Origin of the sequence: Leptolyngbya sp. NIES-2104, assembly GCF_001485215.1 — a bacterium.
GTDB lineage: Bacteria > Cyanobacteriota > Cyanobacteriia > Leptolyngbyales > Leptolyngbyaceae > Leptolyngbya.
On the sequence record NZ_BBWW01000001.1, the window covers coordinates 5,319,507 to 5,336,831 of the forward strand.

The 17,325-nt window shown below is 48.0% G+C and carries 7 protein-coding genes; 3 read left to right on the top strand and 4 right to left on the bottom strand.

Going from position 1 to position 17,325, the window contains the following annotated elements:
• Window positions 1-543: 543 nt before the first annotated feature.
• The gene (locus NIES2104_RS25560) at window positions 544-3,918 is read right to left on the bottom strand and encodes a Swt1 family HEPN domain-containing protein (RefSeq protein WP_059001129.1); all 3,375 of its coding nucleotides are present in this window, start codon (window positions 3,916-3,918) and stop codon (window positions 544-546) included.
• A gap of 3 nt (window positions 3,919-3,921) precedes the next feature.
• On the bottom strand, window positions 3,922-6,717 hold the full coding sequence (locus tag NIES2104_RS25565) for a DUF1156 domain-containing protein (RefSeq protein ID WP_059001131.1): 2,796 nt from the start codon (window positions 6,715-6,717) through the stop codon (window positions 3,922-3,924).
• Between the two features lie 338 nt (window positions 6,718-7,055).
• Between NIES2104_RS25565 and NIES2104_RS25570 the strand changes: the two genes are divergently transcribed.
• Window positions 7,056-8,000 (top strand): DUF4351 domain-containing protein, encoded by a 945-nt coding sequence (locus NIES2104_RS25570; RefSeq protein WP_059001133.1) that lies wholly within the window; start codon window positions 7,056-7,058, stop codon window positions 7,998-8,000.
• A 1-nt stretch (window position 8,001) separates the two neighbouring features.
• Here the strand turns inward: NIES2104_RS25570 and NIES2104_RS25575 are convergent, their stop codons facing one another.
• Both NIES2104_RS25575 and mobF read right to left on the bottom strand, forming a co-directional pair.
• Complete coding sequence (locus NIES2104_RS25575; protein ID WP_059001135.1) at window positions 8,002-11,562, bottom strand: helicase-related protein; 3,561 nt, start codon at window positions 11,560-11,562, stop codon at window positions 8,002-8,004.
• Window positions 11,563-11,691: 129 nt separating this feature from the next.
• Window positions 11,692-14,562, bottom strand: coding sequence for a MobF family relaxase (gene mobF / locus NIES2104_RS25580; protein ID WP_059001136.1), 2,871 nt, complete (start codon window positions 14,560-14,562; stop codon window positions 11,692-11,694).
• 428 nt (window positions 14,563-14,990) lie between these two features.
• On the opposite strand from mobF, the gene NIES2104_RS25585 reads away from it, so the two are divergent.
• On the top strand, window positions 14,991-15,551 hold the full coding sequence (locus tag NIES2104_RS25585; RefSeq protein ID WP_059001139.1) for a hypothetical protein: 561 nt from the start codon (window positions 14,991-14,993) through the stop codon (window positions 15,549-15,551).
• Entirely contained in the window at window positions 15,514-17,325 is a 1,812-nt protein-coding gene (locus NIES2104_RS25590) for a DUF262 domain-containing protein (RefSeq protein ID WP_202815117.1), read from the top strand. Before NIES2104_RS25585 ends, NIES2104_RS25590 begins: the two co-directional genes overlap by 38 nt.

The window sequence follows — 17,325 nt, forward strand, 5'->3', positions numbered from 1 at the left end:
CGCAATCTTTAGAAAATGCTTGCACCGACCCTTTGTAGATCGGATTAGTTGGAAACAGCTAGATGTCCAAGACCTGATGTACGTTTGCATCATCTTGCACTGATCCTTTGCGGTCGGATTAGTTGGAAACATCCAGGGTTCAAGCAAGCGGTTTACATTCTGCTTGCACCGGTCGTTTGCGATTGGATTAGCTGGAAACTTCCCGTCCACTGTAATCGTTTTGCCAAAGCAGCAAGCTCTTGCACCGGTCGTTTGCGATCGGATTAGTTGGAAACTCCCAGAATTCGGGTTGCCTCCATTGTGTGGTTTCGTCGATCCTTGTACCGATCCTTTGCGATCGGATTAGTTGAAAACCTCGAATTAATGATGACTTGATCGACGATTTGCTGCTTCCGATCGCAAGCGATCGGATTAGTTGAAAACTTGATTCCAGCGTTTTGAACCTGATGGTCTTGCCCGAACTTTCACCGATTGATTGCGATCGCAGTTGTCAGAGATTCAAAAATGACGAATGCGATCGTTTTTTACTTGTCAACAAAAACTTCAATCTTCCTCAAAGCTTTGTTGAGAAAAGCGTAGAACACGGCAGTTTTCTGAAACGGTGCGAATGACGTTATCTGGAATGCCGTCTGGCGCGTTCACCTGAATTTCGAGCGTGATTTGGACATCGGCATTGAGACTGCTGAGATGCTGGATCACTTCATTCGCAATTTGCGAGGTGTCGCGTGTGAGCCGAATCGGGTCGATCGATACAGCACCATAAAAACGCTGTACCTGTTTTTTCGGAGCAGCGATCGATGGCAAACTGCTTTCACTAACTCGGAGAGATTGATTTGCTTGAGTCTTGTGATTTGGGTCTTGTCCGACTTCAGCGGAATTGTTTGTATCAACGATCGCATTTCGAGCCGCTTCATCTGCATTCAACTGACGGAGTGCGACTTCAGGCTTAACAATGAAGTTTTGGGAACTCAATGAAACTGTAAAGGATTCTCTCGTTCCTGCTTTTAAGCCCAAATAGCGCTGTTTCGTGTCATCCCAACCCGTTGCATAAGCAAAATTTTCCTCCCAAAGCATTGCTGCTGCACCATCTTGAATCGATTGAATCAGGATTTGCTCGTTTTTGAGTCTGGGGAGATAGAGGTAGTTCGATAAGTATGTCCAGAGTTTCTTAAGATCGAGGTGATCGACATCGCGCCATAGATAATGATCGAGTGCCTCTAATCGCAGAAAGTTCGCCGCGCAATTCGTCAGCAGATGACCTTCATGCAATGCTTTGCGGCTGGCACGCAGAATCGGAGAATCTTGCCCCTGGAGACGAACCTCTGTCCAGATTAATTGGTCTTTGGGATTAGTTGCGCTGGGATCGTGACCGGGAACGAGCAGCCATTGGTAAGCTTCTTTTAGCTGATAGTCAACGGTTTCAGTTGTTTGGGTGCGTTTAGCGATCGCTTGGTTACTCTGAAAAACATCTAAGTTGAGAACCGTTTTGTCTTGAACGATCGAGTCCCAAGCCAAATACTGACCGACACTTTGTTCTAGAATGGCAACCTTGGTTTTGTCAGGCACGAGGAACAACAGCAAATTTTTACAGTAGCGGGGACTCGCTCCCTTGTGACTGAGAATTGCCTCAACTTGCTGACGGGCTGCACTATCTGAGGTTTTAGCAATGTGAGAATGTTGGGAACTCAGAACAACAAGGCGAACTCCCATTGTTTCTTCGTCAGGAATGTCAGCCGTTGAATCAGGAGCAATGTGAACGCCCGCAAATTCGCCCCGCTGCTTATCACTTTTTAGACGATTGATGATTTCTTCCCAGATTCGGTCTTTGTCTTCTTGGATCTGGGTGGCGCGATCTTGAGCGGTGCGCGTGACATTGGGCTGAGTGGAGATCCAGTACCGATTGTTGCTATCGACGTAGAGATAGGTGGCTTGGTCGGTGAGGCGGCGGAGAGCATCCCCGAAGGTTGCGACGGTTTCGCCGGGTTGAACACAACCGAGTTTGATTCGGCGATCTTCAATGCCTCGATTTGCGGCTTGGAGCGTGGGAGCCGAGCCGAGATAGATGGTTCGAGTGACGCGGCGACAGGCAGAGTAGCGTCCTAAGTTTGGGTTTTGATTGTCGATCGAAACAGGTAGCGAGTTTGCACCATCCACATCTTTTTCGATCACTGGAACCCAAGGATCGTCTAGATAGCGGGTGAGTTCGGTCTGCACTTGAGTATCATCCATTGAGATACTGGCAGGCATGATCAGAAGGTTCTTGTCTCCTCTGTCCCAAAGAGAATGAATCACTTTTGCCATCAAGCGTAAAACGCCACGGGTGCGCTGAAATTTGTCGAGGGTTGACCAGTCGGAGTAGAGTCGATCGAAGACTTCAGGATGAATCGGATACGCTTCTTCAAGGCGACGCTTGTAGCTAGCTTCGCGGCATTCGGAGGGAAATTCTTGTGCCTGATTTTGATAGAGATCGAAGAAAGCACGAACGACCGCATCGCGCGCAATGTAGGCATCGGGGTTGATCGGTTGAAAGAGGCGGCGACGCACAATTTCAAAGCTTTCTTCGGCGCTGGCGGGTCGCCACGGGGATTCGACTCGCCCGATCGCATTTTTGAGCCGATCGAGTGCCTGTTTTCCGCGATCGCCACCAATTTCGATATCAGAAGCCGGAATGCTGACGACGAGGAGAGTACGATCGGCGTTTTTGGCAGATTCGCTTAGGGTTTGGGCAAAAGTGACGTGAGTATCGAAGTTTCCGGCGGGAAGGTCGTTTTCTTCGTGAAGCTGACGGGCATAAGCAACCCACTCATCGATTAGAACTAGACACGGAGCATAACGGTTAAAGAGTGAGGTGAGCACATCGCCGGGGTTTGTGGCAGTTTCGTCGGATTGGCGAATCATTTCGTAAGCGGCTCTGGCTTCTTGGGTTCCGCCTGCTGATTTGCCGAGTTGCCAAGCGATTTCGCCCCAGAGGGTGTGAACGATCGTGCCATCGGGTTTTTCGTGGGGTTGTCCTGGAGAAATCTTGTTACCGACCAGCACAACGGTATTGACAGTTTGAGGAGGTTCAGAAACGCCGACTTCTGCAAAAATTGGCTCTAATCCAGGTAAGTCTTTGGCATCGACTCCAGAACAAAGGTGATAGAGGGAGAGCATGGCATGAGTTTTGCCGCCTCCGAAGTTGGTTTGAAGTTCGATGACGGGGTCGCCACCTTTGCCACTGAGTCGGGTTAAGGCATTTCCGAGTAGATGTTTGAGTCCATCGGTTAGATAGGTGCGGCGGAAGAATTCGTTGGGTAGGCGGTATTCATCGGAGCCTTTGTCCAGAAAAACTTGCCAGAGATCTGCTGCAAATTCGGCTTGTTGATAGCGACCGGAAGCGACATCTTGATGAGGCGTGACGATTTCGCGCCAGGGCTTGAGTCCGCTAACAGGTGTGCCTTCGAGGGAAGTGGCAGCGGCGCGGCGGGTTTCTCGACGGGCTTGTTCTTCGTAGCGCAGGCGGCGAAGTTCTTGGCGTTGCTTCTCAATGATTTCGGCTTCGGGGGCGGAAATTTCATTCAGGAGACGGACGATCGTATCTAATGCCCGCTCGGTGTCTTCAGTCGAAAAATTGCTGTGTGCCCAAGTATTCCGAACTTCAAGGAGTTCGTTGATGTAGGCGCGATGGTGTTTGCTGAAGATACTGCCGAAAACGTCTTTCCATAGTCGATCGATGAGTTTCAACTGAAGTGAAACGTCTTCTTGGAGCATTTGCTCTGGGGTGGATTTGGACGATCGATTGGCGCTGAGGGTGGGGGTGATTTGGGTGAGCCAAGCGGAACGATAGCGATTTTTGAGTTCTCGATCGATGAAAGGATAGAGACCGTCTCGCAGGAGATCAAGGGCGCGACCGACTCGTTCTTTGTTGGTGATTGCCATGACTTATATGGGGAGGAGTTCGATTTGCTGGGTGGAGGCGGATTGAGCGGCGAGACGGGTGATTTCTGCCCAGGAGATCACAAGGCTGTTGTAGGCGATCGCTTCTTGGGTCCAGGATTTGCGATCGCAGATGTTGTAGAGGCGGTAGGCGAGATCGCGGTAGATTTCAGCGCGATCGGGGTCGAGTTGGTTGAGCAGGAATGCGGCTTGATGTTCTCCGCGTTCTTGCAGGGTTTTGATCAGGTGTTGGGTGGCTTCCCAGTCGGGGATGCGGGTGTCGCCTATGGGGTTCCATTGGGCGGGGAGATCGTCGCGGTGCAGAAGGCGGACTTTGCCGTATTTGGCGGTGAGAATGCCTGCGGTGACTAAGCCTTGAATGCTGGTGACTTTGGCTTTGGAGAGGGTTTCGGCATCGCCAAAGTTACCGTCCTCGAATTGGTGTTGCTCGAACCAGGTGAGTGCCCAACGGGTGTCGGCATCGAGTTCGCCTTCCTGTTCGGTGAGGTATTCGTCGAGGGTTTGGTTGATCAGTTGTAGGGCGGTGCGGACGCGCATGGGGGAGCCGTCGGATTCGAGGACTTGTTTGTAGCGGGAGAAGACTGCCATGCCGGGTCCGATGCTGGCTTGGGCGAGATCGACGGGGGCGATGTTGCCTTGCTGCATGGCGCGGAGGGCGGCGGGGAGTTCGCGTTTGAGGGCGGTGAGGAAGTCGCGGCGGGTGGTTTTGGCGGCGTTGGTGGGGAGAGGGCGACAGACGAGAGCGATTGAAGAAGCAAGAGCATTCTTGCCCTGTCCCACTATTCGATTGTCTCTTTCTGTTCTCATAGGCCACGTTCCAGTTACACTAAAGCCTGATTGAATCAGACTTTCCAGCATAGTCTCCCATCCTGTAGATGCAGCAATCCTCAGCGCATTTGCACTATCCTTTTTCACTTCAGTTTGTTTAAAGGCATAGAAGACAGTGAATGGATAGTCAGGATGAGAGGCTTCGTAAGTTCTTCTAAATGCTTCGTGCAGTCCATCCTCAAAAAACTGGCGAGCTTTTTCTTTATCGCCTCCAAATCGATACGGTGCAGCAACTAATTCTTGTTCTTTTGGAGTTGCTATCGTGCTGAAGAGGGTAGGATAAATATCCTCAAGTGAACGACGCAGCCAAACATAAAAGAAGTCAGACAATTCTGCGTAACTAATGTTGTCATAGTATGGAGGGTCAGTTGTAAATACAAGTGCTGGCACAGAAGTATCTCTAACATACTTTGTTGCGTCCTGCTGGTGAGCGTAACCAGGCAGTCCTTTTCCAAGATTATTGATTGCACGAACTACAGTCTTAATCGTAGTTATATAGTCACCAGCAGCGTTGTTAAAAGTGTTAGATTCAGCGTAATCCCACACCATTGGAATAGCTTGTTTTGTAAAAGCGTGAATTGCCTGATCTGTACTCGGTGACCATGTTGCTAATGCACATAAACTATCACTTAGTTTGCTTAGAGCAAGTCCTAAATAAGTTGTGACTGCATCTGCATAAACTGCCGAATCAGTTGAATTCTTCTCTGAGCTTGCTTCTCTAGCTTGATTGATGTCATGACATATCTGTTTGTGTGCTTCTTTAACTAAATCACTGAGAGTAGTAAGGGCGACAAGTTGACGAGGAGTAAAAAGATCTGCGGGAGTATACAATCCAAAGTTACGGCACCATAAATCGCGAGGATTTGGAGCAAATTCTATTGCTAGATCTGTAGTATCAACCTTTGGAATCTCAGGACAAGGAGCAAAGTAAGCAGGTAGATACAATCTACCTCTCTTGGCTTGAACTACTACGGCTGTTGGTACAATGCCTAGAAACTTGGCTTTCGCTTGCTCAGATACATAATCTCTTGTTGTTACCGTCTCACAGAAGGCGCATTCAAAAATTCCTGATGTTCCGCGTTTGAATCCTTTTTTTGGATCTTCGTATCGTTGAGGTGGCTTATTGCTGATACTGAATTTAACTTCTTGTCCTGAGACTTCAGGTACTAAGTAAGCTTCTTTCCCCTTCTTTGAAGATAGAACAAACGAAGATAAAAGCGGCATCTGACATCCACAAGTCGGATTCGGACACTTCACCGTTCTCGCCCACAACCAAGCAATAACCGTCGCCTCACCCTCACCCAATTCCTTTGGCAATTTCACCTTCGGATACAGATGCCCAATCCGCTTTTCTGCCTCATCCCGAATCCATTTCCCGTAGTAGCGCACATCTTCCGCCAACCCTTGCGCCCCAAACCATTGATTCGCCTTCAGTTGCTTCTGTGCCTCCGGATTCACAGGCGGCAGATCCTTAAACTTCGGCGGAATCTCAATCAACGCCTTCGTAATCAGCACCGCCACCGGATTGATATCACTCGCATGAGCTTCCAACCCCAACCGCTGCACCTCCAACGGAATCGATCCCCCACCACAAAACGGGTCAAGCACCGGAGGCGGATTCCCATTCGTCGATTTCAGAATCTCTGCTTGCGCCTCTGCTAACAATGCCTGATTATTCACATTCTCCCAAGCCACCAGTTTTTCGATCAATTCCAGCAGTCGCTTTCTCTCTGTTGCCTGTGCTTCTTCAGTTGGAAACTCTTCGGGTCGTGCAGAAGGATCATCGACCAAAGATGCAAATAATACAGCCCGACAAGATGCAAGCGGTCTCCGCGCCCACCAAAGATGCAGTGTCGAAGGATGCCCGTGACGAATCGACTTTTCACGCGCTGACTGTTTGTTAATCTCTTCTAGAGGGAGGGAGACTTCAATGAGTTTCTTACGATCGGGCATCGCTTTACACTTCTTAAACTGGGTTGGTACTTATACGTATGTAACGAAGTTTACCCAGACTTAAGGTTTCAGCACGCACAAAGCCTTAACAATTCCTACACAAAATCTTGATAGATGAAATGCACTACTTCAGTGATTGCACGGATTTAAAGCAAAGAACGTCTGCTACAAATAGCATTCCGCGAAATCATCCTTACGTATACTTAGATTCTCAGCAGAAACTCTTTCGCCGTTTTATAAAACTTGCCTGCGTTCAAAAAGCGTAATTCAGGAACTTGTTCGACGAGGAACGCGATCACTTTTTCTGTCAATATAGTTCTGTTGAACTGACGCGATCGATGACTGATTCTCCCCGTGCTGATTTCGATAGCCCTTGGAAGGAAGCGCTAGACGACTACTTTCAAGAATTTATCGCGTTCTTTTTCCCGCAAATTTACGCTGATATCGATTGGAACAGGGAATACGAATTTCTCGACAAAGAACTCCAGCAGATCGTCCGTGATGCAGAAATCGGCAAACGTTATGCCGACAAGCTTGTAAAAGTGTGGCGCAAAAGCGGCATTGAAGCCTGGGTCTTGGCGCACATTGAAATTCAAGCCCAAGAAGAAACAGGCTTTGGTGAGCGGATGTTTATCTACAATTACCGACTCCGCGATCGATACGATCGTCCAGTCGTCAGCCTAGCCGTCTTAGGCGATGATCGCTTCAATTGGCGACCTTCTCAATATCAGAATGAATTCTGGGGTTGCGCGATTACTTTTGACTTCCCGATCGTCAAACTCTTGGACTATGAATCGCGGTGGGATGAATTAGTCAGCAGCACAAATCCCTTTGCAACCGTTGTAATGGCTCATCTCAAAGCCAAAGAAACGCGTAACAATCCGCTCGATCGCAAACTCTGGAAATTCACGTTGACTCGGCAATTGTATGAAAGAGGCTACGATCGAGAAGACATTCTAAAACTGTATCGATTTATCGATTGGTTGCTGGCACTCCCAGAAGATTTAGAATTAGAGTTGAAACAAGACCTAGACCGATTACAGGAGCAACAGACCATGCCTCACGTCACAGGGATAGAAAGACTTGGCAGCGCTAAAGTTATTCTTGTTCAATTAACGCGACTTTTTGGAGAGCTTCCCTCTAATCTTCAGAGTCAAGTTCAATCTCTGTCTGCATCTCAGCTAGACGAGTTGGCACTTGCTCTTCTGAACTTTACAAGTATTGAAGATGTAACCAACTGGTTACAGGCAAATCCAACACAGCAGCCCCCGTGGAACGCTTGAGTTATTGTGGCGCATTTCCTCGCTCCCACAATTCTCGCCAATCATAGTTCACACTCGTCACGCCAAAATCTGGCTCCTTCTGAAACGGCTGCCAGACGTATCGCACGATCGACGATTGCTCCACCCGATACTCTCCCTGCGAAGCTGCCACCCGAAACGCATCGCCTTCTCTAAATTCCTCCGATTTCGGAACCTGCACCAACGCTAAAACGAATTCCTCTGGCTTATTCAACGCAGTCAGAATCTCATTCTTTGTTACCGTAACGGCTTCCGCCCCTTCAATCCGTCCCTTCACTTCAATAAATAGCAGTGTTCCATCGGGCAATCTCGATTCGATATCGTAACCGCATTTTTCCGCACTCACATCTTGAGGTTGGTGCCCCAGAGATCGCTCTGCTGTCATCACTGCTTTCATCGCTTCGAGTTCTACCCGCTTCGTCTCTTTCGCGAACAAACTTGGTGTAGACTGTCGTTTTCCTTGAAGTCGCTGAAGCAATCCGATCGAAACGACGATCGCACCTCCAATCACCACAGGCGGTAACGGTGAAAGTCGCCGTTCTTGCTCCAAATCTGCCAATCGTTTTTTCAGTCTAGATTCCAGTTCATCGGCTCTCGTTCTTGCTTTGGCTGAATTGATCTTGGCGTTTACTTTTCCGGCAGCTTCTTGCTGAGATAGCACGATCGCTCTTTGATCCCAATAGTTAATCTCTTTGGTCAATCGTTCTTTTACAGCAACGATCGTTTTATCAATCAGTTCTTCTTTGCGCTGCCGAACTTCCTGAAGATGCTGCGGAACCAAATGTGCGATCGCATAACTCGTCGCCTGAGATTCCAGATCCTTTTTCAGCCATGATTCTGCTAACACAGATGCGATCGCTGCCTTTTCTGCATCAAACAGCGATCGATAGTTCAAGTAAGGCGCATATCCAGCATTCTGAGCCTTTCCCTCTGCATCAATTTCAACATACTGCATCCGTCGTGAAACAATGCGTCGCTTACCACTCGCGTCAGTGCTGGCATCCTGAATCGAATGCTCCAGATACACCAACGCTCGCACTTGTTCACCCGGATCATTCTCATCGACCAGAACTGCACCTTGTTTGAGCAAATCTCGATAACGCTCTTGAATTAAATCGATCGTTGCATCGAGCAATGGATGACCTGGACAAACAAAAGATGCAACGGGCTTTCCTGGCACAGTAATCAATGTCTTCTCAAAACAAATCCGTTCATAGCTCCGCAAAATCGGTTCTCCCATGCCAAACCCCTCCCGACTGCGGATCACTGCTGGAACATGAGTAATCTCATAGCGTTTTGACTCTCGTTGCTTGACAGTACCACCCAACTGCTTAAACGCCTCTAAGAAGAAAGACGCGATGAAATGAGGTTGTAGCTTTCGGGCTTCGGCGCGTTCCATCTGATCCCGAATCTGCTGCACACCTGACGCATCCATCAAATCTCGTACTAATGCTCTTTCTTCCAGCAATTCGCGTAACCGTTGCTGATCGAGCCGATCTGCCACAACTTGATTCAGTCGATCGCGCACCTCAGAACGATCTCCGTACCGAATCGCCTGAATCAACAGTTCACGCAGTTCTGTTCCCGCGATCGCTTTGCCCAACACATCAAACACCTTACCGCCGAGTGCTTTTTGTTCGAGTTCGAGTTTTTTCAGTAGCGATCGATAAACTTCCCCTTCGCGAGTCTCTGCCGCAACTAAATTCCAAAGATGACAAACCTCAGTCTGTCCAATCCGGTGAATCCGTCCAAACCTCTGCTCTAGCCTGTTGGGATTCCACGGCAAATCATAGTTCACCATCAAATGCGCTCTTTGCAAGTTGATCCCTTCACCTGCGGCATCCGTCGCCAATAGGACTTGAACATCAACATTCTGCTTGAACGAAGTCTCAACTCTCTTACGTTCCTCTCGTCCCATTCCGCCATGAATCATCACGACTGACTCCGGACGACCCAGTAACGTAGAGATGCGATCTGCCAGATAATTCAGCGTATCGCGATGTTCTGTGAAAATGACCAACTTGCGACGATACCCATGTGCATCAAACAGTGTCGCCTCATTTTGCAAGAGTTTTGAGAGTTCTTCCCATTTTTTATCTGTGCCACTGCGTCTAACTTTCAGCGCTAACTGTTCCAATTCTTCTAGCTGACTAATCTCTGCCTGAAGTTCTGCCACAGTTCGAGCCGCCGTCGATTGATCCACAACTTCTTGCTCAGTTGCCTCTCGCTCCTCTCCTGGCGTATCCTCGAAGTCATCCTCCCAGTCTTCAGGCTCGATCGTTTTCCCAAATTCGATCGATTCTCCTAATCCCCGCTTGGATGATTCCTCTTCTTGCAACCGTTTTCCAAGTCGTTCTCGCCGCCGCCGAATCGATTGATAAATCGCTTCTGGGGAAGAAGCTAACCGTCGCTGCAAAATGGTCAGCGCAAAGCCAACCGTTCCTTTACGTCCATCATTTTCGAGTGCATCGGCTCGATTGAACTCGACTCGCACATACTCGGTCACTCGTCGATACAGCATCGCCTCTGAATCAGACAGCGGATACCCAACCGTGTGAGCAATCCGCTCTGGAAACAGCGGCTTTCCATCAAACTTGAGCAAATCTTCCTTAACCAATCGCCGCATCAAATCTGATGTGTCGCAAACATGAACGCCATCGCGGAACTTGCCTTCAAAGCGATCGCTATCCAACAGCGCCATAAACAACTGAAAATCTTCCTCTTTCCCGTTATGTGGCGTTGCGGTCATCAATAAGAAATGCCGAGTCACGGTAGAAAGCAGTTTCCCCAATCTGTATCGCCCAGTCGCCTGAATCTCGCCACCAAAGAAAGAAGCAGACATTTTGTGCGCTTCGTCGCAAATAATCAAGTCCCAGTCCGTTTGCTTCAGCTTTTCCTGTAAGTTCTCATTGCGGCTCAATTGATCCAGCCGAGCAATCACTAATGGCATCTCAGCGAGTGCATTACCTGTACGAGCCGACTGAATGCGATCGCTGGTCAGAATCTCAAACGGCAGGTGAAACTTCGTCGCAAGCTCATCCTGCCACTGAATCGCTAGACTTCCCGGACAAACCACAAGACAGCGATGCAGATCTCCCCGAATTACCAATTCTCGAATCAACAGCCCTGCCATGATGGTCTTCCCCGCTCCTGGATCATCTGCTAGCAAGAATCGAAGGGGTTGGCGAGGGATCATTTCACCATAAACGGCAGTGATTTGGTGTGGCAACGGATCAACCAACGACGTATGGACAGCCAACAGCGGATCAAATAAATGGGCGAGTCGAATTCGATGCGCTTCAGACACAAGGCGCAGTAAAGCTCCGTCTCCATCGAAGCTCCACGACTGCCCTTCCGTAACGACTTCCAAATCAGATGCCTGACTTCGGAAAACCAACTCAGTACCTAGATTTCCATCGGCATCTTTGTAAACCAGCTCTACCGCGTCCGTTCCATGCCAAGTTACATCTACGATCGTCACATTCCGATTTGACAGAATGCCTTTCACGGTTTTGCCACGAGTCAAGTCTTCGAGTTGGGACATGAATTTACTCTGATTTCTAATGCCAGATTTTTCAGAATCCAGCCCACCAAAATTTCAATGACCATTATGAACCGTATTTCATCAGCGGATGAAAGCTTCTTTTACGAGCAATTTCTGTGTTTGAAAACTTTAAAGCTGAATATCAGGTGGTGTGGCTGCCTTGCTTTTCTTTGATTGTATCTGTTTCTGGATTGACCAGTCTCTCCAAACCCCGCGCCAGCTTTCAACATGATTGGGAGCGATCATCGTTCTATGAGGTACGTTTTCCTTCATCGCTTGCTTTACTTCGTCCGTGCAACTGGTAGACACTCGAACTTGCGGAATATCTTTCAGCAGATCGATCGGTAATTGATCAACCCGCATGGCAGCGATATAGAGCGTAGGAATATTTTTACTGCCTGTTGTATTTATTCCGTGAACTGCCAGTACTTCTAGCGGGTCGTCAAGTATGATTGCTCGCTCAAGAGGCTCTCGTGTTGCCATCCAAAAACTGCTGGCTGCGTGATATTTAGCATTTGGCTCAGTTGGGTCTAAGTAGCCTTCTTTAGAGAGCGTCAACCCGTGATAGTTCTTGTCGTCTAATGTGCGCTCAACGAACACCGCTTGTTTTTTCTGATTGCTGTAAATCCAGCCCTGCTGATTCAGTTCTTGCAATAACCAATCTGGAATCTTGTATTCAGTCACAAGATTTTGCCGCACCGTTTCCCAGCCGTGATCGTTCCGTTCCGGCAACCACTCTTGTCCCGACGGTTCCAACTCGATCACAGTATTTTCTAAAATCGAGTTAGACAGCCCATCCTGTTCTGGAGAAGATTGCTGCGATCGAGAAAGTGTTTCAAGCGGTGTACTTTCAATCTTTGTCTGTTCTGGCAGTTTCGTTATCTCTCGCTTAGATAAGTGATTAACTGCGCGGTGATGAATTGTTTCAATCCGTCTGATGTGTCCTTCAAATTCCCGCAGGAGGTCTTCAAATCTGTCGAGGTCGTTTCGATGTTGCTGGAGGCAGCCGTCAATCTTCTCAAAATTTTGGCTAAGGTCTTCGCTACATCGCTCGATCGCTCGTCTTGCGATAGTTTCTGCAATTCCTTGAGCAGTTCGCTCAACGTCGATTCCTGCAAATCGAGTCGCTTCGATAGGGAATCGACCTTCTGATTGACTGGCTGCAAAGCTTTCTGCAATGCGCTCTCCAATAGCTGTCCCAATTCGTTCTCCAACACTTTGCTCAACGCATTCTTCAGTGTGGCTTCGTCGAGTTGCACGATCACTTGCGGCGGTTCGAGGATATCTTTCAACGGCGGTCGCTTTTTCCCAAGTTTGGTTGCGGGCATAAGTGTTGTCTTGTAGGTGAGTGAGGGTGATGACAGGTGTTGGGTGCTGATCTGGCGTAAATTGCTTGCCAGTTCTTAGATTCGTTGTAGTGATTCCAAAAGCAGGAAGGGTCTGGAATAGATTGCCTTGCGGCTCTCTTTCGTCTCCGATGAATAGCACCCTAGCTTGCGAAACTTCAGCGCTCTGCATAAGACGATAAAAATTGTGCGCCGTCAACGATTCCGCTTCCCTAATGAGCCAAATTTCGTTTGATCGTTCTTCGGTCTGATTGAAATCTGATCGAGGGCTAAATTCCTGCACGGTGTAACCTTGACTTTCGGCAATTTGTCGATACAGGGTCAGTGCATAAGTTGGCTCATCTTTTTCCACTCCCTGCCACGCAATAAATTGGTCAGTTGATGTGGCTGCCATTCCTAATCCCTGTCGGCGTTCTTGCGTGAGAAATTCTGTGTCCAGTTCTGCCACGTTTTCCGAGGACGCGATCGCATTCCCAGATCCCTGTCCTTGCTGCACCGTTTGAAGAATCTCCCGCTTGCGTTTGACTGCGGTTTCGGTGGTGTAAAGATTGAGCGACAGATTGATGGCGACGAGTCGATTCATTTCATCGATCGCGTTTTGCAGTTGCTCCCAGGATTGCTGTCCGACAGAATCTTCCAGTGCAGGCTGCTCAATCGCTTCTCGGCAAAACTCAAATTCCTGATGTTCAGCAATCTCAAGCCCCACAACAGCAGCGGTAGCTGCCTTTTCTCTTCCAATTTCCGATACACTTTGGGCTTGATCAGATTCAGGAGTCGGGGGCAATTCCAATTTTTGTTCAGCGATCGCCCGTTCCCATCCCTCGATCAGCGCATCTAAAGGAATTTCTCTTTTATGCTGACGAGTGTGGAGCGTGGCTTGCTCGTACAGTTTGGCATCCTTTGACCGCTCAGATTGTTCTGCGTAACTCTCAATTTGCTGGCGACGAGAGCTGAAGAGATCACAAAGAGGTTTGCTATATCCCCTCAACTCAAACTGCCCATTCTTCCTCGGCTCGATTTCGTAGCCCATTTGTCGAAGTTCGTAAGCAATCTGATTCTGGTAAATTTGCCCCACAAATTTCTTATATGTGGTCATCTCCTCATTACTCAACGCCCGCCAGCTTCCGTCTTCGAGTTGTGTGGTGTTCAGGACGAATGCGTGGGTGTGGAGCTGCGGATCGCAGTTCCGACTCGTTGAATGGGGAAACAAAGCAGCCGTAATATTTCTAGTGAGAATTCGTTCTTGGCGTTGCTGTTGTCGATTCCAGACTCTAGCTTGGGGATAGCGATCTTCCATCGCAGTAAGTGCCACCGTAACCGCATGGTTGTGAGCTGAGATAACTCTTCTATCTTGTTGCAGGAGTGCCGCGATCGAGACGCTTTTGGGAGCCGAGAAACAGAAGTCTGTTCCCGCCCGATGCTTTTCTAAATTAATCGGTTTCGCGTGCAGCGAGTTCCCTGCCAAATCTACGCCAAGCACCAACTGATTGAACACTTCAGGCACAACCTCTCCTTTCAAATTCAGTGTTGCTGCACCTTTGCCGAACCAGCAGGATTGCAATTCAGAGGGATCGTTGCTGTTGAATCTACGATCGTCGTCTTTGCCGTGGTAGCCTGCTGCTTCTGTAGCACTCAAATTTTTAGAAGAAAGCATGAGTCACTATCCGTTCTGACTTTCTGAACCATAAGCTTTGCGGAACAAGGATCTGAGCGATTCTGAGCGGATTTCGTAGCGTCATGTGTGGGGAGTGGCAGAAAGGACGAATTCAGGAATACAGCCCAAGGAGCAATACGCAGTAAAAGTATGAAATCGAACACAAGCATTGAGAAGATAAAATGGGTCTTCAGTGAGAAAAGTGAAGCGAGATCTTCTGCGTGTATGGTTCTATTTAACCTAACAAATAAAGCTGATTTTGAGAGAAACTATCCTATAAATTCTAAAGTTATAAACTACGTTCTTACATCCTTATACCCTTACACTCTTATAGGTTTATACGTAAATTAAATATTAAAAATATCTGAATAGTATGCGCGATTTGGTTCTTTTAATTAGCATGAATACAAGTATTCAATGGTGAGAAAATGGCACGCAAGAAATCAAAAGAAGAGCAAGAACAACCAGACTGGCAGGGAGCTAGAGCAGAATTGGCATTCTGGGCGGAAACCCCAAAAGAAACGCCATTAGAGAAGTTTGTTCGAGAAGAGTTCAAAATGTTTCAAATGGCTTTAAGTCAGGGTTACACTTTCGCAGATATTGCTAGCTGGTTGAAAGAGAAGAAAGTGCCTGGAGCTTATTCAAAAAGTGTAGCTGCGGCGATCAAAAAAGTAGAAGCAAAAAGCGAAATCACTCAACTTCCAGCGCAGCTATTTACCGAAATTTCGAGTAGCTTTTTGCTAGGCGAACCGCAAGCGACGGAAATCAATTCACAGAAGCCTTATCTATTAAAAGGAAAGGAAGCTTGCAAGATTGTGATTGGATTAGAGACGCAGCCTGAAGGCAAGATTCAGTTTCGGATTCTTGGAGATGAAGATGAGAAAAATCACGCCATAAAAACAGAAAACATGGTGAAGAATTTGCGCGGACCGATCGAGGAAAAAGACTTGAATGCGATCGCAGCAAAGTTGGCAAAAATTGCAGATTGATTGTGTGTCATTTGTAACGCGATCGCGCATAATGAAACGGCATCACTGGGAAAATCGTGATGTCGTTTCTGTAATCATTCAAGGCTTGAGGGCGGGTATGCGAAACCAGAAGGAAACCATTCGCAAGATGGTCACTTATCTGAATAACGAGGAAAAAGATGGGGGCTTCTGGTTGCCCAACATTCAGCGTCCCTTCGTGTGGAGTGAGGATCAGATTGAACGGTTGTTCGATTCCATCATGCGCGAGTATCCAATCAGCACACTGCTGATCTGGCGCACTAAGTCTCCAGTTCGGCGACGGAAATTCATTGACAATTACAAATACTCGCTGAAACTGACTGATTTTCATGTGCCAGAGGACAGCAAGGTAAAACTTCTGGTGCTGGACGGTCAGCAACGGTTGCAAAGCCTATTTATCGGACTGAAGGGGAGCTATGAGAAAAAGGAACTGTTCTTTGACATTCTGAGCGGTGATTTGGTTGCGCCTGAAGACATTCGTTACCGCTTTCGCTTTTTCGATCCTAATACAGCAAAATTTCCGTGGGTAAAATTCAAAGCCGTTGTTTTCAGCAATGAGCTATTTGGTCGGCTTGCAAGGTCGATCGCGAATGGTGCTGAAGAACCACTCAGCGATGGTCAGCACGATCGTATCGAGGATAATGTTGCACGAATCGTCAAGCAGTTTTGCACCGATGAGATCATTGTCTATCAAGAACTCGACGGTGTGGATAATCCCAAGACGTATCGGGAAGACGACGTGGTTGAGATTTTCATCCGAGCCAATGCTGGCGGCACGAAACTTGGAAAATCGGATCTACTGTTTTCGCTGCTGACTGCAAGCTGGGAAGATGCCGACGAAAACTTAGAGGGATTACTGGAAGAATTGAATCGGACGGGTTACGACTTTACTCGCGATTTTATTTTGAAATCTTGCTTGAGTGTTCTCGATCGCGGTGCGCGGTACGAAGTCTCGAAGTTTCGGGATGGTGTAACGCGGGAAGAAATCGTGGAGAAATGGAACGCGATCGCGGATGCCATCAAAGCGGTGAAAGATTTCGTGTATGGCAAAACGTTTCTCCGCAGCGATCAGGCGTTGCCGTCCTATCTGTCGCTAATACCCTTGATTTATTTTCGCTATCACTTCCCCCAGCAGTGGAAAGACGCGCAGGATTTAGACACGTATCTACTCCGCAGCTTAATCACTGGAGCGTTTAGCGGAACGCCAGACAACTTGATCGATAAATGTACGCGCCACATCACGGAGATTGGCGATTTTGAGGTGCGCCAAATATTCGACCTCATTCGGGCGGATGGCAGAAACCTTGATATCACCGCAGACACAATTTTGAGCCAGCACTATGGCTCGAAAAACATTCATCTGATCTTCAATCTCTGGTACAAAGACTTCAACTATCAGCCAGCTTATGAGGGCAGCCTGCCGCAGGTGGATCACATTTTTCCACAGTCGCTACTGCGATCGGTGAAAGTTGCGAATCCAGAAACGGGGAGACATAACATCTTGCGCTACAAATGGCAGGAGCGCGATCGTATTGCGAACTGTATGCTGCTGACGGCTGAAGAGAATGGGGCAGGCGGAAAACGTGATATTCCACCGGAAATCTGGTTCAAAGATAAACCAGATAGTTATTTGAAGATGCACCTGATTCCTAAAAATCCTGAACTGTGGAAGCTCGAAAATTTTGAAGCATTCATCAAAGCGAGAGAAACGCTAATCATCGAGAAGTTTCAGCACATGATTCAAGCTACAGAGTAA